Origin of the sequence: Micromonospora sp. B006 (assembly GCF_003408515.1) — a bacterium.
In the GTDB taxonomy this organism is placed as follows: Bacteria; Actinomycetota; Actinomycetes; order Mycobacteriales; family Micromonosporaceae; genus Micromonospora; species Micromonospora echinospora_A.
In genome coordinates this window covers 4,995,612-5,012,339 of sequence record NZ_CP030865.1, presented here as the reverse complement: position 1 = coordinate 5,012,339, position 16,728 = coordinate 4,995,612, and the positions used below count along the sequence as shown (strand labels likewise).

The window sequence follows — 16,728 nt, the reverse complement described above, 5'->3', positions numbered from 1 at the left end:
GTAGGGATTGAAGTGGCCGCCGCAGACGCGCTCGCCAACGTACGCAACATCGGCATCATGGCCCACATCGATGCCGGTAAGACCACTACCACCGAGCGAATCCTGTTCTACACCGGCATCACGTACAAGATCGGTGAGGTCCACGAGGGCGCCGCCGTCATGGACTGGATGGAGCAGGAGCAGGAGCGCGGTATCACCATCACTTCCGCCGCCACCAAGTGCGAGTGGAAGGGCCACACGATCCAGATCATCGACACGCCCGGCCACGTCGACTTCACGGTCGAGGTCGAGCGGTCGCTGCGGGTGCTGGACGGTGCGGTCGCGGTCTACGACGGCGTGGCCGGCGTGGAGCCCCAGACGGAGAACGTCTGGCGGCAGGCGGACAAGTACAACGTCCCCCGGATGTGCTTCGTCAACAAGCTCGACCGGACCGGCGCCGACTTCTTCCGCTGCGTGCAGATGATGATCGACCGGCTCAACGCCACCCCGCTGGTGCTCCAGATCCCGATCGGCGCCGAGTCCGACTTCATCGGCGTGGTCGACCTGGTCGAGATGCGTGCGCTCACGTGGCGCGGCGAGACCCAGAAGGGTGAGGACTACGCGGTCGAGGAGATCCCGGCCGACCTCGCCGACTCCGCCGCGGAGTGGCGCGAGAAGCTGATGGAGACCCTCGCCGACGTCGACGACTCGGTGATGGAGAAGTACCTCGAGGGCGAGGACATCTCGGTCGACGAGATCAAGGCCGCCATCCGCCGGGCCACCATCGCCGGCAAGGCCAACCCGGTCCTCACCGGTACCGCCTTCAAGAACAAGGGCATCCAGCCGATGCTGGACGCGGTCGTCGCGTACCTGCCCTCGCCGCTGGACATCCCGGCGATCGAGGGTACGGCCACCGACGGCGAGACCCCGCTGCAGCGGAAGCCCGCGGTCTCCGAGCCGTTCTCCGGCCTGGCCTTCAAGATCCAGACCGACAAGCACCTCGGCAAGCTGACGTACGTCCGGATCTACTCCGGCACGCTTGAGTCCGGTTCTCAGGTGATCAACTCCACCAAGGACCGCAAGGAGCGGATCGGCAAGATCTACCAGATGCACGCCAACAAGCGGGAGGAGCGCAGCTCCGCCCAGGCCGGCGACATCATCGCGGTGCAGGGTCTGAAGCAGACCACCACCGGTGACACCCTGTGCGACCCGGCGAACCCGGTCATCCTGGAGTCGATGACCTTCCCGGAGCCGGTCATCGAGGTGGCCATCGAGCCGAAGACCAAGGCCGACCAGGAGAAGCTCAGCACCGCCATCCAGCGGCTGGCCGAGGAGGACCCGACCTTCCGCGTCAAGCTGGACGACCAGACCGGTCAGACGGTCATCTCCGGCATGGGCGAGCTGCACCTGGACATCCTGGTCGACCGGATGCGCCGCGAGTTCAACGTCGAGGCGAACATCGGCAAGCCGCAGGTGGCGTACCGCGAGACCATCCGCCGCAAGGTGGAGAAGGTCGAGTACACCCACAAGAAGCAGACCGGTGGTTCCGGCCAGTACGCCCGCGTGATCATCAGCGTGGAGCCGCTGCCGCTGGGCAACGACGCGCCGACCTACGAGTTCGCCAACGCGGTGACCGGTGGCCGCATCCCCCGGGAGTTCATCCCCTCGGTGGACGCGGGCGCGCAGGACGCCATGCAGTACGGCATCCTCGCCGGCTTCCCCCTGGTGGGCGTCAAGCTCACCCTGGTGGACGGCCAGTACCACGAGGTCGACTCGTCGGAAATGGCGTTCAAGATCGCCGGCTCGATGGCGATGAAGGAGGCGGCCCGCAAGGCCGACCCCGCTCTCCTCGAGCCGATGATGGCCGTTGAAGTCACCACTCCTGAGGAGAACATGGGTGACGTCATCGGCGACCTCAACTCCCGGCGTGGCATCATCCAGGCGATGGAGGAGCGCAGCGGCGCTCGCGTCGTCCGGGCCCTGGTGCCGCTGTCGGAGATGTTCGGCTACGTCGGCGACCTGCGGTCGAAGACCCAGGGCCGGGCTAGCTACAGCATGCAGTTCGACTCCTACGCCGAGGTTCCGAACTCGGTGGCCAAGGAGATCATCGCCAAGGCGACGGGTGAGTGACACTCACCCTCGGCTGATCCGATGACACGAGGGCGGTCGCGGGAGGGTTCTCCCGCCCGCGGCCACCTCGATCGGATTGCGTGAGACCGGGCCTGTAGGCTTCATCGCCGCAGAACCCACAAAAGCTCTCCGGCCTTCCGGCCGGAAAGGCTGTCGACAGAGTCCTAAGCGCCGAACCGCGCGCCGGGGCGAACGAACCAAGAAAGTCCACAGGAGGACCCAGTGGCGAAGGCTAAGTTCGAGCGGACTAAGCCGCACGTCAACATCGGCACCATTGGTCACATCGACCACGGTAAGACGACGCTGACGGCGGCCATCACCAAGGTCCTGCACGACCAGTACCCGGACCTCAACCCGTACACGCCGTTCGACGAGATCGACAAGGCGCCGGAGGAGAAGGCCCGCGGCATCACGATCTCCATCGCGCACGTCGAGTACCAGACCGAGGCGCGTCACTACGCGCACGTCGACTGCCCCGGTCACGCCGACTACATCAAGAACATGATCACCGGTGCCGCGCAGATGGACGGCGCGATCCTGGTGGTGGCGGCGACCGACGGCCCGATGCCGCAGACCCGCGAGCACGTGCTGCTGGCCCGTCAGGTCGGTGTGCCGTACATCGTCGTGGCGCTCAACAAGAGCGACATGGTCGACGACGAGGAGCTCCTGGAGCTCGTCGAGCTCGAGGTGCGCGAGCTGCTCTCCTCGCAGGAGTACCCGGGTGACGACCTGCCGGTCGTCCAGGTCTCCGCGCTGAAGGCGCTCGAGGGCGACCCGGTGTGGACCGAGAAGCTGCTCGAGCTGATGAGCGCGGTCGACACCGCGATCCCGCAGCCCGAGCGCGAGACCGAGAAGCCGTTCCTCATGCCCGTCGAGGACGTGTTCACGATCACCGGTCGCGGCACCGTCGTCACCGGTCGTGTCGAGCGTGGCGTGCTGCTCCCGAACGAGGACGTCGAGGTCGTCGGCATCCGCGAGAAGGGCTTCAAGACCAAGGTCACCGCGATCGAGATGTTCCGGAAGACCCTGGACGACGCCCGCGCAGGCGAGAACGTCGGCCTGCTGCTGCGTGGCACCAAGCGCGAGGACGTCGAGCGCGGCATGGTGGTCATCAAGCCGGGCACCACGACCCCGCACACGGAGTTCGAGGCGACGGTCTACATCCTCTCCAAGGAGGAGGGCGGCCGGCACACCCCGTTCTTCCAGAACTACCGCCCGCAGTTCTACTTCCGGACCACGGACGTCACCGGCGTCGTCACGCTGCCCGAGGGCACCGAGATGGTCATGCCGGGCGACAACACCTCGATGTCGGTGAAGCTGATCCAGCCCATCGCCATGGAGGAGAACCTGAAGTTCGCGATCCGCGAGGGTGGTCGTACGGTCGGCGCTGGTCGCGTCACTAAGATCATCAAGTGAGCTGGGTAACCCCGATTAGCGTCGCCGCCGGTCGTGCGGCATACTAGTCAGGTTGCGTAACGACAGTCGGTCGCCTGCGTCCGGTTAACGCTGGACCTCCGGGAGTCAGACTGTCTCGCGTAGGGTGGTTGGCTGCCATCGGGCGGTCAACCACCCTCGCGCGGCGTCCAGGTCGCGGTTCCCGCGATCGGCGCCATGACCCACCGCGTGGTCAGAGAATCGCTCCGGAGTCCCGGGGCGGAGCCTGGCCCACGGGCGCGACACGCCCGACCGCGGGGGTCGGCGGAAGTGGGCCTGTGCCAGCCGGTACAGGCGCCCGCAACACAGCGGCATCGAGAGAAGGAACAGAAGCCACCATGGCGGGACAGAAGATCCGCATCCGGCTCAAGGCCTATGACCACGAGGTCGTCGACTCCTCGGCTCGGAAGATCGTCGAGACGGTGACGCGTACCGGGGCGCAGGTCGCTGGCCCGGTGCCGCTGCCCACGGAGATCAACCGTTTCTGCGTCATCCGCTCGCCGCACAAGTACAAGGACTCGCGCGAGCACTTCGAGATGCGTACGCACAAGCGTCTGATCGACATCATCGACCCGACCCCGAAGACGGTCGACTCGCTCATGCGCCTCGACCTGCCGGCTGGCGTCGACATCGAGATCAAGCTGTAGGGACCGGACAAATGGACAGGCAAGTCAAGGGGATCCTGGGCGCCAAGCTCGGCATGACCCAGGTCTGGGACAACAACAAGGTTGTGCCCGTGACCGTGGTTCAGGCCGGCCCGTGCGTCGTGAGCCAGGTTCGTAGCGCCGACAAGGACGGCTACTCCGCGGTCCAGCTGGCGTACGGGGTCATCGACCCGCGCAAGGTCAAGAAGCCGGTCGCCGGGCACTACGCCAAGGCGGACGTCGCGCCGCGCCGGCACATCGTCGAGCTGCGCACCTCCGACGCCGCGGACTACGCGCCGGGCCAGGAGGTCACGGTCGAGGAGTTCCCGGCCGGCGCCGTGATCGACGTGACCGGCAAGACCAAGGGCAAGGGCTACGCCGGCCCGATGAAGCGGCACGGCTTCCACGGCCTGCGTGCCAGCCACGGTGTCGAGCGCAAGCACCGCTCGCCCGGCTCGATCGGCGCCTGCGCGACCCCGGGTCGCGTCTTCAAGGGCACCCGGATGGCGGGCCGGATGGGTGGCGTGCGCTACACCGTCCAGAACCTGACCGTCCAGGCGGTCGACACCGAGAACAACCTCCTGCTCGTCCGCGGCGCCATCCCTGGCCCGAAGGGCGCGCTGGTCCTGGTCCGCACCGCGGCCAAGGCGAAGGTGAAGAAGGGCGGTGCGGCCAAGTGACCACCGTTGACGTCATCAACGTCGAAGGCGCCAAGAGCGGCTCCGTGGAGCTGCCGGCCGACATCTTCGACGCGCAGGCCAACATCGCCCTGATGCACCAGGTCGTGGTGGCCCAGCTTGCGGCGGCCCGCCAGGGTACGCACAAGACGAAGACCCGCGGCGAGGTCTCCGGTGGAGGCAAGAAGCCGTACAAGCAGAAGGGCACCGGTCGTGCCCGCCAGGGCTCGACCCGCGCGCCGCAGTTCGCCGGCGGTGGCGTGGTCCACGGCCCGGTGCCGCGCGACTACAGCCAGCGCACCCCGAAGAAGATGAAGGCCGCCGCCCTGCGTGGCGCCCTCTCGGACCGGGCCCGCGCCGGCCAGGTGCACGTCGTCGAGGCGTTCGTCTCGGGTGAGAAGCCGTCCACCAAGGCGGCCCTGGCCACGCTGACCAAGCTGACCCAGGCCCGTCGGGTCCTGGTCGTGCTGAGCAGCACCGACGAGCTGAACTGGGTGTCGCTGCGGAACCTGCGCAACACGCAGGACGGCCGGGTGCACCTGATCGAGGCCGGCCAGCTCAACACCTACGACGTGCTGGTGGCCGACGACGTGGTCTTCACCAAGGAGGCCCTGGACGAGTTCCTGGGCGTTCCCGCCGAGACCACCGAGGAGGATGGCAAGTGAGCACGATCGCCGATCCGCGTGACGTCATCGTCGCGCCGGTCGTCTCGGAGAAGAGCTACAGCGAGCTGAACCGCAACTGGTACACCTTCCTGGTGCACCCGGACGCGAACAAGACCGAGATCAAGATCGCTATCCAGCAGATCTTCAACGTCCGCGTCCTGACGGTCAACACGCTCAACCGCGAGGGCAAGCGCAAGCGGACCCGTACCGGGTTCGGCAAGCGCAAGGACACCAAGCGCGCGATGGTGAAGCTGGCTGACGGTGACCGTATCGAGGCCTTCGGCGGCCCGGTCAGCTGAGGGGTGTAGACAATGGCTATCCGTAAGTACAAGCCGACGACGCCGGGCCGGCGTGGCTCGAGCGTTGCCGACTTCGCCGAGATCACCCGGTCGACGCCCGAGAAGTCGCTGCTGGCTCCGCTGCCGAAGAAGGGCGGACGCAACGCCCACGGCCGGATCACCACGCGGCACCAGGGTGGCGGTCACAAGCGCCAGTACCGTCTGATCGACTTCAAGCGGGTCGACAAGGACGGCGTGCCGGCGAAGGTCGCCCACATCGAGTACGACCCGAACCGCACCGCGCGCATCGCGCTGCTGCACTACGCCGACGGCGAGAAGCGCTACATCCTCGCGCCGAAGGACATGAAGCAGGGCGACCGCGTCGAGTCCGGTCCGGGCGCCGACATCAAGCCGGGTAACAACCTGCCGCTGCGCAACATCCCGGTCGGTACCACCATCCACAACGTGGAGCTGCGTCCGGGCGGCGGCGCCAAGCTGGCCCGTTCGGCCGGCGTCGGCATCCAGCTGCTCGGCCGTGAGGGCGCGTACGCGACCCTGCGTATGCCGTCCGGTGAGATCCGGCGCGTGGACGTGCGCTGCCGCGCCAGCATCGGCGAGATCGGCAACGCCGACCAGTCGAACATCAACTGGGGTAAGGCCGGCCGTATGCGGTGGAAGGGCAAGCGCCCGACCGTCCGTGGTGTCGCGATGAACCCGGTCGACCACCCGCACGGTGGTGGTGAGGGTAAGACCTCCGGTGGTCGCCACCCGGTCAACCCGCAGGGTAAGCCCGAGGGCCGCACCCGTCGTAAGGGCCAGCCGAGCGACCGGCTGATCGTCCGCCGCCGCTACGCCACGCGTAAGCGCGGCTGAGGGAGATAAGACATGCCTCGCAGCCTGAAGAAGGGCCCGTTCGTCGACGACCACCTGCTCAAGAAGGTGGAGACGCAGAACGACAAGGGCTCGAAGAACGTCATCAAGACCTGGTCGCGCCGCTCGACGATCATCCCGGAGATGCTGGGTCACACGATCGCCGTGCACGACGGACGTAAGCACGTCCCGGTCTTCGTGACCGAGGCCATGGTCGGGCACAAGCTCGGCGAGTTCGCGCTGACCCGCACGTTCAAGGGTCACGAGAAGGACGACCGGAAGAGCCGCCGGCGCTGACGCCGCGGGCATACGGATAGAGGAACAAGGGGTTACAGCGATGCCAGGAAAGGGCGACGCTCCGGTGCTTCCGGGCGCGCGGGCGGTTGCGCGGCACGTGCGCATCTCGCCGATGAAGGCGCGCCGGGTGGTCAACCTCGTCCGCGGCCTGCCCGCGAAGGAGGCTCTCACGGTGCTGCAGTTCGCGCCGCAGGCTGCGAGCGAGCAGGTGTACAAGGTGCTCGCGAGCGCGATCGCCAACGCGGAGAACAACGAGCGGCTGGACCCCGACGCGCTGCTCGTCAGCGAGGCGTTCGTCGACGAGGGCCCGACCATGAAGCGGTTCCGGCCGCGTGCGCAGGGCCGGGCGTACCGGATCCGCAAGCGCACCTGCCACATCACCGTGGCGGTCGAGGCGGTCGCGGCGGCCACGCCGAAGAAGTCGGCGAAGAAGGCCGCTCCGGCCAAGCCGGCGGCTGAGGAGCAGAGCACGACGGAGGGTGCCGAGTAATGGGTCAGAAGGTTCACCCGACCGGGTTCCGGCTCGGCATCTCGACCGACTGGAAGTCCCGCTGGTTCGCGGACAAGCTCTACAAGGACTACATCGGCGAGGACGTCAAGATCCGCCGCATGATGTCCAAGGGCCTCGAGCGCGCCGGCATTTCCAAGGTCGACATCGAGCGCACCCGGGACCGGGTCCGCGTCGACATCCACACCGCCCGGCCGGGCATCGTCATCGGCCGTAAGGGTGCGGAGGCCGACCGGATCCGCGGCGAGCTGGAGAAGCTCACCGGCAAGCAGGTCCAGCTGAACATCATCGAGGTCAAGAACCCCGAGTCGGACGCGCAGCTGGTCGCCCAGGGCGTTGCCGAGCAGCTGTCCAGCCGGGTCAGCTTCCGTCGGGCCATGCGCAAGGCGATGCAGTCCGCGATGAAGAACCCCGCCTGCAAGGGCATCCGGGTTCAGGTCTCGGGCCGTCTCGGCGGCGCCGAGATGAGCCGGACCGAGTTCTACCGCGAGGGCCGGGTTCCGCTGCACACGCTGCGGGCCAACATCGAGTACGGCTTCTTCGAGGCCCGTACCACCTTCGGCCGGATCGGCGTGAAGGTCTGGATCTACAAGGGCGACGCCGTCCCGGGCCGCGAGGCCCCGGCCGAGGCCGCCCCGTCGCGCGGCCCGCGCCGCGACCGTGGCGACCGGCCGGACCGGCCGCGCCGTGGCCGCTCGGGCTCGTCCGGTACGACCGCCGGTGGCACCGAGGCCGGCCGGGCTGCCGCGACGACCATCGCGCAGCAGGCGGAGACGCCGGCCGGTGAGCCGGTCGACGCCGGCGCCGTGGCAGCGGCCACGACCCAGCCGGCAGAAACGCAGCAGGAGGGCTGACAGATGCTGATGCCGCGCAAGCCCCCGAAGGGCTTCCGCAAGCCGCACCACCCGGACCGCAGTGGCGCGTCCAAGGGTGGTAACCGGGTGGTGTTCGGCGAGTTCGGGATCCAGGCTCTCGAGCCGGCGTACGTGACCAACCGCCAGATCGAGTCGGCGCGTATCGCGATGACCCGTCACATCAAGCGTGGCGGCAAGGTCTGGATCACGATCTTCCCGGACCAGGCCCTCACCAAGAAGCCGGCCGAGACCCGGATGGGTTCCGGTAAGGGTTCGCCCGAGTGGTGGGTCGCCAACGTCAAGCCGGGGCGGGTCCTCTTCGAGATGTCCTTCCCCAACGAGCAGATCGCGCGAGAGGCGATGCGTCGCGCGATCCACAAGCTCCCGATGAAGTGCCGCATTGTTACGCGCGAAGTGGGTGAATCCTGATGGCAGCTGGCGTCAAGCCCTCCGAGCTGCGTGAGCTCTCCGAGGAGGAGCTGGTCACGAAGTTGCGCGAGGCGAAGGCGGAGCTGTTCAACCTCCGCGTGCAGGCCGCAACCGGGCAGCTGGACAACAACCGGCGGCTGCAGGTCATCCGTCGGGAGATCGCCCGGATCTACACGATCATGCGTGAGCGTGAGCTGGGTCTCTCGGCCGCGCCGACTGAGGTGACTGCATCATGAGTGAGAACACCACCACCGCCGCCGCGCCGGCCGCCCGCAAGGTTCGCGACGGCCTCGTGGTCAGCGACAAGATGGACAAGACCGTCGTGGTCGAGGTCGAGGACCGGGTCAAGCACGCGCTGTACGGCAAGATCATGCGCCGTACGCGCAAGCTGAAGGTCCACGACGAGCAGAACTCGGCCGGCATCGGTGACCGGGTCCTGATCATGGAGACCCGGCCGCTGTCCGCCACCAAGCGCTGGCGGCTCGTGGAGATCCTCGAGAAGGCCAAGTAGCGAAGGCTCGAGCTCGGCCGGTCTCGGTCGGGCGCAGGTTCCGCCAGGCTCCGGCCGCCCCGAGCGGCCGGAGAACCGGCAGACATAGGAGATAGACGTGATTCAGCAGGAGTCGCGACTGCGCGTCGCCGACAACACGGGTGCCCGGGAGATCCTGTGCATCCGGGTGCTCGGCGGCTCCGGTCGGCGCTACGCGAGCATCGGCGACGTCATCGTGGCCACCGTCAAGGACGCGATCCCCGGTGCCGGTGTGAAGAAGGGCGACGTCGTCAAGGCCGTCGTCGTTCGGACCGCCAAGGAGAAGCGGCGGCCGGACGGGTCGTACATCCGCTTCGACGAGAACGCCGCCGTCATCATCAAGGACGGTGGGGACCCGCGCGGTACCCGCATCTTCGGCCCGGTGGGCCGGGAGCTGCGGGACAAGCGGTTCATGAAGATCATCTCTCTCGCGCCGGAGGTGTTGTGACCGTGAAGGTCAAGAAGGGCGACACGGTCGTCGTCATCGCCGGCAAGGACAAGGGTGCCAAGGGCAAGGTCATCGCGGCCTACCCGCGGCAGGACAAGGTCCTGGTCGAGGGCGTGAACCGGGTCAAGAAGCACACCCGTATCAGCACCACCCAGCGTGGCGCCAAGACCGGTGGCATCGTCACCCAGGAGGCCCCGATCCACGTCTCGAACGTGATGGTCCTGGACTCCGAAGGCAAGCCGACCCGCGTCGGCTACCGGATCGACGACAACGGCCAGAAGGTCCGCATCGCGCGTAGCACCGGTAAGGACCTCTGATGACCACGGCTACCGAAACCAAGACTCTGCCGCGCCTCAAGGAGCGGTACCGCAACGAGGTGGTGGCCGAGCTGCAGAAGCAGTTCGAGTTCGCCAACCCGATGCAGGTGCCGCGGCTGGTCAAGATCGTCGTCAACATGGGTGTCGGCGAGGCCGCTCGCGACGCCAAGCTGATCGACGGGGCCGTTCGCGACCTGGCCACCATCACCGGCCAGAAGCCGCAGGTCCGGCGGGCCACCAAGTCCATCGCGCAGTTCAAGCTCCGCGAGGGCATGCCGATCGGCGCGAAGGTCACCCTGCGCGGCGACCGGATGTGGGAGTTCCTGGACCGGCTGCTCTCGATCGCGCTGCCGCGTATCCGCGACTTCCGCGGCCTGGACGGGCGCAAGCTCGACGGGCACGGCAACTACACGTTCGGTCTGACCGAGCAGTCGGTGTTCCACGAGATCGATCAGGACAAGATCGATCGCCAGCGGGGCATGGACATCACGGTGGTCACGACCGCCACGACCGACGACGAGGGCCGGGCGCTGCTCAAGCTCCTGGGCTTCCCGTTCAAGGAGAACTGAGATGGCCAAGAAGGCGCTGATCATCAAGGCGGCCGCGAAGCCGAAGTTCTCGGTTCGCGCGTACACCCGCTGCCAGCGGTGCGGGCGTCCGAAGGCGGTCTACCGCAAGTTCGGTCTCTGCCGGGTGTGCATCCGGGAGATGGCCCACCGCGGTGAGCTGCCCGGCGTGTCCAAGGCTTCCTGGTAATAGCCCGGCGCGCTCCGGCGCGTCAGCTGAACTGTCTCTTCGCCGTAGGCCCCGGGCCTGGCCCGGGGAACCCCGGCGAGAAAGGTTGACGAGTTTTCATGACGATGACCGACCCGATCGCAGACATGCTCACGCGTCTGCGTAACGCCAACCAGGCGTACCACGACCAGGTGACGATGCCGTACTCGAAGATCAAGGCGAACATCGCCGAGGTCCTCAAGGCCGAGGGCTACATCGCCACCTGGTCGGTCGAGGAGCCCGAGGAGGGTGCCGTCGGCAAGCGACTGGTCGTCGAGCTGAAGTACGGCCAGAACCGCGAGCGGAGCCTGGCCGGCATCAAGCGCGTGTCCAAGCCCGGTCTCCGGGTGTACGCCAAGTCGGACGGGCTCCCGCGGGTGCTCGGCGGGCTGGGCGTGGCGATCATTTCGACGTCCCAGGGGCTGCTCACCGACCGGCAGGCCCGCAAGCGGAGCGTTGGCGGGGAAGTCCTCGCCTTCGTCTGGTAACGGGAGACAGGTAGAAATGTCGCGTATTGGACGTAAGTCGATCCCGGTGCCTGCCGGCGTCGACATCACGATCGACGGCCGGACCGTCAAGGTCAAGGGCCCCAAGGGCGAGCTGAGCCACGTACTGGCCGAGCCGATCACGGCGGAGCGGGGCGAGGACGGCGAGCTGCACGTCAACCGGCCCAACGACGAGCGCAAGGCCAAGGAGCTGCACGGCCTGAGCCGGACGCTGGTGGCCAACATGATCGTCGGCGTGACCGAGGGCTACCGCAAGAGCCTGGAGATCGCCGGCACCGGTTACCGCGTGACCGCCAAGGGCAAGGACCTGGAGTTCGCGCTCGGGTTCTCGCACCCGGTCCTGGTGCAGGCGCCGGACGGCATCACCTTCACGGTGGAGAAGCCGACGCTGTTCCACGTGGCCGGCATCGACAAGCAGCAGGTCGGTGAGGTCGCCGCCAACATCCGGAAGATCCGCCCGCCGGAGCCCTACAAGGGCAAGGGCGTGAAGTACCAGGGCGAGGTCATCCGCCGCAAGGCTGGAAAGGCAGGTAAGAAGTGAGCGCCACGCTGCTCAAGCGCCGCCGCGGCGTCGCCGCCAAGCGTGCCGTCGGGCGTGCGCGTCGGCACTTCCGGGTCCGCAAGAACGTCAGCGGCACCGCCGAGCGTCCCCGCCTCGTCGTCACCCGCTCCCTGCGGCACATGGTGGCCCAGGTCGTGGACGACACCAAGGGTCACACCCTGGCGTCGGCCTCGACCATGGACGCCTCGCTGCGCGGCACCGAGGGCGACAAGAGCGCCCTGGCCGGCAAGGTCGGCGCCCTGCTCGCCGAGCGTGCCAAGGCCGCCGGCGTCTCGAAGGTCGTCTTCGACCGCGGTGGCAACCGGTACGCGGGGCGTGTCGCCGCGCTTGCCGACGCCGCCCGCGAAGCCGGGCTCGAGTTCTAGAAACCCCGTCACGAGAGAGAAGGAAGGCTGCTGATGCCAGGTCAACAGCGCCGTGGCGGCGGGTCCGGTGGCAACGAGGGTGGTCGCCGCGACAACCGCCGTGAGGGCGGCCGCGGAAACGCGCCCGTCGAGAAGACCCCGCACCTCGAGCGGGTCGTCGCGATCAACCGCGTCGCCAAGGTCGTGAAGGGTGGTCGTCGCTTCAGCTTCACCGCCCTCGTGATCGTGGGCGACGGCGACGGCACCGTCGGTGTGGGCTACGGAAAGGCCAAGGAGGTGCCCGCGGCGATCGCCAAGGGTGTCGAGGAGGCCAAGAAGCACTTCTTCAAGGTGCCGCGGATCGGTCAGTCGATCCCGCACCCGGTCACGGGCGAGGACGCCGCCGGTGTGGTGCTGCTCAAGCCGGCCTCCGCCGGTACGGGTGTCATCGCCGGTGGCCCGGTGCGTGCCGTGCTGGAGTGCGCAGGCATCCACGACGTGCTCTCCAAGAGCCTCGGCTCGTCCAACCCGATCAACATCGTGCACGCCACGGTGGCTGCCCTGAAGGGACTCGAGTCCCCGGAGCAGGTCGCGGCCCGTCGTGGTCTGCCGGTCGAGGACGTCGCGCCGGCCGCCATGCTGGCGTCGCGGGCGGGGGTGGCGTCCTGATGGCACGCCTGAAGGTCACCCAGCTCCGGTCCGTGATCGGGACCAAGAAGAACCAGCGTGATTCGCTGCGTTCGCTCGGTCTCAAGCGGATCAACGACGTGGTGGTCAAGGAGGACCGGCCGGAGATCCGCGGCATGATCTTCACGGTCAACCACCTCGTGAAGGTCGAGGAGGTCGAGTAATGACGATCAAGGTGCACCACCTGCGTCCGGCCCCTGGTGCCAAGACCGACAAGACCCGCGTGGGTCGTGGTGAGGGCTCGAAGGGCAAGACCGCCGGTCGCGGTACCAAGGGTTCGAAGGCCCGGAAGAACATCTCGCCGGCGTTCGAGGGTGGGCAGATGCCCATCCACATGCGCCTGCCGAAGATGAAGGGCTTCAAGAACAAGTTCAAGGTCGTGTTCCAGGTGGTCAACCTGGACCGGCTGGCCGAGCTGTTCCCGAACGGCGGCCAGGTCGGCCCGGTCGAGCTGGTCGAGGCCGGCGCGGTCCGCAAGGGTCACCCGGTCAAGGTGCTCGGCACCGGCGACCTCGGTGGCGTGTCTCTCCAGGTCTCGGCGCACGCGTTCAGCGCGTCGGCCAAGGAGAAGATCACCGCCGCCGGTGGCTCGGTCACCGAGCTGTAAGGCGATGTTCATGGCGCCCGCTCAGTTGTTCGCAACTGGGCGGGCGCCATGGTCTACCGGCCACGTGTGCGCCGGGTAACATCGGATTCGGTTTATGTAGCCGGGCACATCTGCCCGGACCGGGGTCGGACTGTTAGAGTCCGTTCCCAGCCATGGATTCCGGGCACGCCGCCCGGCACACCACCCCGCCCCGCCAGGATTCGTCACGGCGGCCCGCGTCGCGCAGGAGGAAGAAGTTGCTGTCCGCCTTTCTCAGTGCGTTCCGTACGCCTGACCTGCGCAAGAAGCTGCTGTTCACAGTAGGCATCATCGCGGTCTACCGGCTGGGCGCCACGCTGCCCAGCCCGGGCGTCTCGTACGGCAACGTGCAGAAGTGTCTCGACACCATCCAGGGTGGCAGCACCGGCGTGCTCAACCTGCTGGATCTCTTCTCCGGTGGCGCGCTGCTCCAGCTCTCGGTCTTCGCGCTGGGCATCATGCCCTACATCACCGCGTCGATCATCCTGCAGCTGCTGACGGTGGTGATCCCGCGCCTGGAGCAGCTCCGCAAGGAGGGCCAGGCCGGTCAGGCCAAGATCACGCAGTACACCCGCTACCTGACGCTGGGCCTGGGCGTCCTGCAGGCCTCGGCCTTCGTGGCGCTGGCCCGCTCCGGCCAGCTGTTCAACAACCAGTGCGACCAGTTCCCGATCGTGCCCCAGGGCACCGGCATCCCGGACTGGCTGACGCTGACCATCCTGGTCATGACCATGACCGCCGGCACCGGCGTGGTGATGTGGCTCGGTGAGCTGATCACCGACCGGGGCGTCGGCAACGGCATGTCCGTGCTGATCTTCACCTCGATCGCGGCTCGCCTCCCCAGCGAGGGCTGGAAGATCAAGACCACCAAGGGCTGGGGGATGTTCCTCCTCGTCATCGCCCTGGTGCTCGTGGTCATCACCGCTGTCACGTTCATCGAGCAGGCGCAGCGCCGCATCCCGGTGCAGTACGCCAAGCGCATGATCGGCCGGCGGATGTACGGCGGCACCTCGACCTACATCCCGCTCAAGGTGAACCAGGCCGGCGTCATCCCGGTCATCTTCGCCTCGTCGCTGCTCTACCTGCCGCAGCTCGCGCTCCAGTTCTTCGATCAGAACGACCCGGGCAAGGTCCAGGCGTGGATCCAGAACCACATCGTGAAGGCGAGCGCGCCGGAGCACATCGCGATCTACTTCCTGCTGATCATCTTCTTCACGTACTTCTACGTGTCGATCACGTTCAACCCGACCGAGGTCGCGGACAACATGAAGAAGTACGGCGGCTTCGTGCCGGGCATCCGCCCCGGCAAGCCGACCGCCGAGTACCTCGACTTCATCCTCAGCCGGATCACCCTGCCGGGCGCGCTCTACCTGGGCATCGTCGCGATCCTGCCGAACTTCTTCTTCATCTGGCTGGACAACCAGCAGTTCCAGAACTTCCCGTTCGGCGGCACCGCTGTGCTGATCATGGTCGGCGTCGGTCTGGAGACCGTGAAGCAGATCGAAAGCCAACTCATGCAGCGGAACTACGAAGGGTTCCTGCGGTAGATGCGACTCGTTCTGGTTGGCCCGCCGGGCGCGGGCAAGGGCACACAGGCGGAGTTCATCGCCGCGCACCTCTCGGTGCCGAAGATCTCGACCGGTGACATCTTCCGGGCGAACGTCTCCCAGGGCACGCCCCTGGGAGTCGAGGCCAAGCGGTACATGGACGCCGGCAAGCTGGTCCCGGACGAGGTCACCATCAACATGGTGCGTGACCGGCTCGCCGAGCCGGACGCGAGCGAGGGCTTCCTGCTCGACGGCTTCCCGCGGACCACTCCGCAGGCCGCCGCGCTGGACAAGCTCCTCGCCGACCTCGGCACCGCGCTGGACCTGGTCCTGGAGCTGGTCGTCGACGACGACGAGGTGATCCGGCGGCTGTCCGGCCGGCGCACGTGCCGGGGCTGCGGCAAGATCTGGCACGTCGAGTTCGACGCGACCAGCCGGGAGGGCATCTGCGACCGCTGCGGCGCGGAGCTGTTCCAGCGGGACGACGACAAGCCGGAGACCATCGCCGCCCGGCTGCGCGAGTACGCCGAGAAGACCGCGCCGCTCGTCGACTACTACGGCGCCCAGGGCAAGCTCGTCGGCATCGACGCGACCGGCCCGGTGGAGGACGTCACGGTCCGCGCCATCGACGCGCTGCGGTCGTACGGCGGCTGAGGTCCCACCCGCCACCCGGCGGATAGAGTGCGAACAGCGGGGTACGTGCGACGTGCCCCGCTGCTCCGCGTACGCGCGACGAAAGGTAACGCCACCATGCGCCGTCACCAGCTGGACATCCAGCTGAAGACCCCCGAGCAGATCGAGCTGATGCGGGCCGCCGGTCTGGTCGTCGCCAGTGCCCTGCGCCGGATGCGCGAGGCGGTGGCGCCGGGCGTGTCGACGGCCGACCTGGACGCGATCGCCGAGTCGACGATCCGCGAGGCCGGCGCGGTGCCGTCCTTCAAGGGCTACCACGGCTTCCCGGCGTCGATCTGCTCCTCGGTGAACCAGCAGGTGGTGCACGCCATCCCGTCGGCTCAGCAGGTGCTGCGCGAGGGTGACCTGATCTCGATCGACTGTGGCGCGGTGCTGGACGGCTGGCACGGCGACGCGGCCGTCACGGTGCCGGTCGGCGAGGTCGACCCGGCGCTGCTGAGGATGACGGCGGTGGCCGAGGACGCGATGTGGGCCGGGATCGCGGCGGCGGCGCGCGGGGCGGCCTCGGGCAAGGGCCGGCTCACCGACATCTCCCACGCGGTCGAGAGCGCGGTCCGCAAGGGCGGCCGGTACGGCATTGTCGACGGCTACGGCGGTCATGGCATCGGCACCGAGATGCACCAGGACCCGCACGTGCTCAACCACGGTCGTCCCGGCAAGGGCCCGCGGCTGGTTCCCGGCCTGGCGCTCGCCATCGAGCCGATGATCACCATGGGTTCGCCGCGTACCGTCGAGATGGCCGACGGCTGGACCGTGGTGACCCGGGACGGCTCGATGGCGGTGCACGTGGAGCACTCGATGGCGCTGCTGGACGACGGCGTGTGGGTGCTCACGGCCGAGGACGGCGGACGGGGCCGCCTGGGCGACCTGGTGACCGCCCGGCAGACGTCTGTCGACTCTCCAGCGGTCTGAGCCGGTGCCTCGACCCGTC

At 67.9% G+C, this 16,728-nt stretch carries 26 protein-coding genes; all 26 read left to right on the top strand.

Translation table 11 applies throughout. From position 1 onward, the window contains the following. The first annotated feature begins 12 nt into the window (after positions 1-12). Positions 13-2,109 (top strand): elongation factor G, encoded by a 2,097-nt coding sequence (fusA, locus tag MicB006_RS22530; RefSeq protein WP_073828949.1) that lies wholly within the window; start codon positions 13-15, stop codon positions 2,107-2,109. Positions 2,110-2,331: 222 nt separating this feature from the next. Beyond that, the gene (tuf, locus tag MicB006_RS22525; protein WP_073828948.1) at positions 2,332-3,525 is read left to right on the top strand and encodes an elongation factor Tu; all 1,194 of its coding nucleotides are present in this window, start codon (positions 2,332-2,334) and stop codon (positions 3,523-3,525) included. Between the two features lie 356 nt (positions 3,526-3,881). Continuing rightward, positions 3,882-4,190: a 30S ribosomal protein S10 gene (rpsJ, locus tag MicB006_RS22520; RefSeq protein ID WP_007073037.1), complete on the top strand. Its 309-nt coding sequence runs from the start codon at positions 3,882-3,884 to the stop codon at positions 4,188-4,190. An 11-nt stretch (positions 4,191-4,201) separates the two neighbouring features. Next, entirely contained in the window at positions 4,202-4,867 is a 666-nt protein-coding gene (gene rplC / locus MicB006_RS22515; RefSeq protein WP_073828947.1) for a 50S ribosomal protein L3, read from the top strand. After that, entirely contained in the window at positions 4,864-5,529 is a 666-nt protein-coding gene (gene rplD / locus MicB006_RS22510; RefSeq protein ID WP_073828946.1) for a 50S ribosomal protein L4, read from the top strand. Before rplC ends, rplD begins: the two co-directional genes overlap by 4 nt. Next, positions 5,526-5,828, top strand: a complete 303-nt coding sequence (gene rplW, locus MicB006_RS22505; protein WP_013288632.1) for a 50S ribosomal protein L23 — start codon at positions 5,526-5,528, stop codon at positions 5,826-5,828. Before rplD ends, rplW begins: the two co-directional genes overlap by 4 nt. A gap of 12 nt (positions 5,829-5,840) precedes the next feature. After that, positions 5,841-6,680, top strand: coding sequence for a 50S ribosomal protein L2 (gene rplB / locus MicB006_RS22500; protein ID WP_116508708.1), 840 nt, complete (start codon positions 5,841-5,843; stop codon positions 6,678-6,680). A 12-nt stretch (positions 6,681-6,692) separates the two neighbouring features. After that, positions 6,693-6,974, top strand: a complete 282-nt coding sequence (gene rpsS, locus MicB006_RS22495) for a 30S ribosomal protein S19 (RefSeq protein WP_007073032.1) — start codon at positions 6,693-6,695, stop codon at positions 6,972-6,974. 40 nt (positions 6,975-7,014) lie between these two features. Further along, positions 7,015-7,464: a 50S ribosomal protein L22 gene (gene rplV / locus MicB006_RS22490; protein ID WP_013288630.1), complete on the top strand. Its 450-nt coding sequence runs from the start codon at positions 7,015-7,017 to the stop codon at positions 7,462-7,464. Continuing rightward, the gene (gene rpsC / locus MicB006_RS22485) at positions 7,464-8,336 is read left to right on the top strand and encodes a 30S ribosomal protein S3 (RefSeq protein WP_073828945.1); all 873 of its coding nucleotides are present in this window, start codon (positions 7,464-7,466) and stop codon (positions 8,334-8,336) included. Before rplV ends, rpsC begins: the two co-directional genes overlap by 1 nt. A 3-nt stretch (positions 8,337-8,339) precedes the next feature. Beyond that, positions 8,340-8,765, top strand: coding sequence for a 50S ribosomal protein L16 (rplP, locus tag MicB006_RS22480; RefSeq protein WP_007465292.1), 426 nt, complete (start codon positions 8,340-8,342; stop codon positions 8,763-8,765). Further along, the gene (rpmC, locus tag MicB006_RS22475; protein WP_013288628.1) at positions 8,765-9,001 is read left to right on the top strand and encodes a 50S ribosomal protein L29; all 237 of its coding nucleotides are present in this window, start codon (positions 8,765-8,767) and stop codon (positions 8,999-9,001) included. Before rplP ends, rpmC begins: the two co-directional genes overlap by 1 nt. After that, entirely contained in the window at positions 8,998-9,276 is a 279-nt protein-coding gene (gene rpsQ, locus MicB006_RS22470; protein ID WP_116508706.1) for a 30S ribosomal protein S17, read from the top strand. Before rpmC ends, rpsQ begins: the two co-directional genes overlap by 4 nt. 97 nt (positions 9,277-9,373) lie before the next feature. Beyond that, on the top strand, positions 9,374-9,742 hold the full coding sequence (rplN, locus tag MicB006_RS22465; RefSeq protein WP_007073026.1) for a 50S ribosomal protein L14: 369 nt from the start codon (positions 9,374-9,376) through the stop codon (positions 9,740-9,742). Further along, the gene (gene rplX, locus MicB006_RS22460) at positions 9,739-10,059 is read left to right on the top strand and encodes a 50S ribosomal protein L24 (protein ID WP_192900122.1); all 321 of its coding nucleotides are present in this window, start codon (positions 9,739-9,741) and stop codon (positions 10,057-10,059) included. Before rplN ends, rplX begins: the two co-directional genes overlap by 4 nt. Continuing rightward, a complete protein-coding gene (gene rplE / locus MicB006_RS22455) occupies positions 10,059-10,628 on the top strand; it encodes a 50S ribosomal protein L5 (protein ID WP_018784556.1) in 570 nt (189 codons plus the stop codon). The genes rplX and rplE overlap by 1 nt, the downstream gene beginning before the upstream one ends. A 1-nt stretch (position 10,629) precedes the next feature. Further along, positions 10,630-10,815 carry a type Z 30S ribosomal protein S14 gene (locus MicB006_RS22450; protein ID WP_007465272.1) on the top strand — a complete coding sequence of 62 codons (186 nt, stop codon included), beginning with the start codon at positions 10,630-10,632 and terminating at the stop codon, positions 10,813-10,815. A gap of 98 nt (positions 10,816-10,913) precedes the next feature. Continuing rightward, positions 10,914-11,321 carry a 30S ribosomal protein S8 gene (gene rpsH, locus MicB006_RS22445; RefSeq protein WP_073828943.1) on the top strand — a complete coding sequence of 136 codons (408 nt, stop codon included), beginning with the start codon at positions 10,914-10,916 and terminating at the stop codon, positions 11,319-11,321. Between the two features lie 16 nt (positions 11,322-11,337). Continuing rightward, positions 11,338-11,880 (top strand): 50S ribosomal protein L6, encoded by a 543-nt coding sequence (gene rplF / locus MicB006_RS22440; RefSeq protein ID WP_073828942.1) that lies wholly within the window; start codon positions 11,338-11,340, stop codon positions 11,878-11,880. A gap of 8 nt (positions 11,881-11,888) precedes the next feature. Further along, entirely contained in the window at positions 11,889-12,266 is a 378-nt protein-coding gene (gene rplR, locus MicB006_RS22435) for a 50S ribosomal protein L18 (protein WP_192900327.1), read from the top strand. A 33-nt stretch (positions 12,267-12,299) separates the two neighbouring features. Continuing rightward, on the top strand, positions 12,300-12,914 hold the full coding sequence (gene rpsE, locus MicB006_RS22430; protein WP_013288621.1) for a 30S ribosomal protein S5: 615 nt from the start codon (positions 12,300-12,302) through the stop codon (positions 12,912-12,914). After that, entirely contained in the window at positions 12,914-13,096 is a 183-nt protein-coding gene (gene rpmD / locus MicB006_RS22425; RefSeq protein ID WP_073828940.1) for a 50S ribosomal protein L30, read from the top strand. The genes rpsE and rpmD overlap by 1 nt, the downstream gene beginning before the upstream one ends. After that, positions 13,096-13,539, top strand: coding sequence for a 50S ribosomal protein L15 (gene rplO, locus MicB006_RS22420; RefSeq protein WP_018784561.1), 444 nt, complete (start codon positions 13,096-13,098; stop codon positions 13,537-13,539). The genes rpmD and rplO overlap by 1 nt, the downstream gene beginning before the upstream one ends. Positions 13,540-13,775: 236 nt before the next feature. Next, positions 13,776-15,104, top strand: coding sequence for a preprotein translocase subunit SecY (secY, locus tag MicB006_RS22415; protein WP_073828939.1), 1,329 nt, complete (start codon positions 13,776-13,778; stop codon positions 15,102-15,104). Further along, entirely contained in the window at positions 15,105-15,758 is a 654-nt protein-coding gene (locus MicB006_RS22410; protein WP_030501603.1) for an adenylate kinase, read from the top strand. A gap of 96 nt (positions 15,759-15,854) precedes the next feature. After that, positions 15,855-16,709, top strand: a complete 855-nt coding sequence (map, locus tag MicB006_RS22405; protein ID WP_116508704.1) for a type I methionyl aminopeptidase — start codon at positions 15,855-15,857, stop codon at positions 16,707-16,709. Positions 16,710-16,728 lie beyond the last annotated feature (19 nt).

Excerpts from the sequence above, each read along its gene's own strand:
- map (WP_116508704.1), top strand. The coding sequence starts at position 15,855 with ATGCGCCGTCACCAGCTGGACATCCAGCTGAAGACCCCCGAGCAGATC.
- rpmC (WP_013288628.1), top strand. The coding sequence starts at position 8,765 with ATGGCAGCTGGCGTCAAGCCCTCCGAGCTGCGTGAGCTCTCCGAGGAG.
- rpsS (WP_007073032.1), top strand. The coding sequence starts at position 6,693 with ATGCCTCGCAGCCTGAAGAAGGGCCCGTTCGTCGACGACCACCTGCTC.
- MicB006_RS22450 (WP_007465272.1), top strand. The coding sequence starts at position 10,630 with ATGGCCAAGAAGGCGCTGATCATCAAGGCGGCCGCGAAGCCGAAGTTC.
- rplE (WP_018784556.1), top strand. The coding sequence starts at position 10,059 with ATGACCACGGCTACCGAAACCAAGACTCTGCCGCGCCTCAAGGAGCGG.
- rplO (WP_018784561.1), top strand. The coding sequence starts at position 13,096 with ATGACGATCAAGGTGCACCACCTGCGTCCGGCCCCTGGTGCCAAGACC.
- rpmD (WP_073828940.1), top strand. The coding sequence starts at position 12,914 with ATGGCACGCCTGAAGGTCACCCAGCTCCGGTCCGTGATCGGGACCAAG.
- MicB006_RS22410 (WP_030501603.1), top strand. The coding sequence starts at position 15,105 with ATGCGACTCGTTCTGGTTGGCCCGCCGGGCGCGGGCAAGGGCACACAG.
- rpsE (WP_013288621.1), top strand. The coding sequence starts at position 12,300 with ATGCCAGGTCAACAGCGCCGTGGCGGCGGGTCCGGTGGCAACGAGGGT.
- rplP (WP_007465292.1), top strand. The coding sequence starts at position 8,340 with ATGCTGATGCCGCGCAAGCCCCCGAAGGGCTTCCGCAAGCCGCACCAC.
- rplB (WP_116508708.1), top strand. The coding sequence starts at position 5,841 with ATGGCTATCCGTAAGTACAAGCCGACGACGCCGGGCCGGCGTGGCTCG.
- rpsC (WP_073828945.1), top strand. The coding sequence starts at position 7,464 with ATGGGTCAGAAGGTTCACCCGACCGGGTTCCGGCTCGGCATCTCGACC.
- rplV (WP_013288630.1), top strand. The coding sequence starts at position 7,015 with ATGCCAGGAAAGGGCGACGCTCCGGTGCTTCCGGGCGCGCGGGCGGTT.
- rpsH (WP_073828943.1), top strand. The coding sequence starts at position 10,914 with ATGACGATGACCGACCCGATCGCAGACATGCTCACGCGTCTGCGTAAC.
- rplF (WP_073828942.1), top strand. The coding sequence starts at position 11,338 with ATGTCGCGTATTGGACGTAAGTCGATCCCGGTGCCTGCCGGCGTCGAC.
- rpsJ (WP_007073037.1), top strand. The coding sequence starts at position 3,882 with ATGGCGGGACAGAAGATCCGCATCCGGCTCAAGGCCTATGACCACGAG.
- rplC (WP_073828947.1), top strand. The coding sequence starts at position 4,202 with ATGGACAGGCAAGTCAAGGGGATCCTGGGCGCCAAGCTCGGCATGACC.
- rpsQ (WP_116508706.1), top strand. The coding sequence starts at position 8,998 with ATGAGTGAGAACACCACCACCGCCGCCGCGCCGGCCGCCCGCAAGGTT.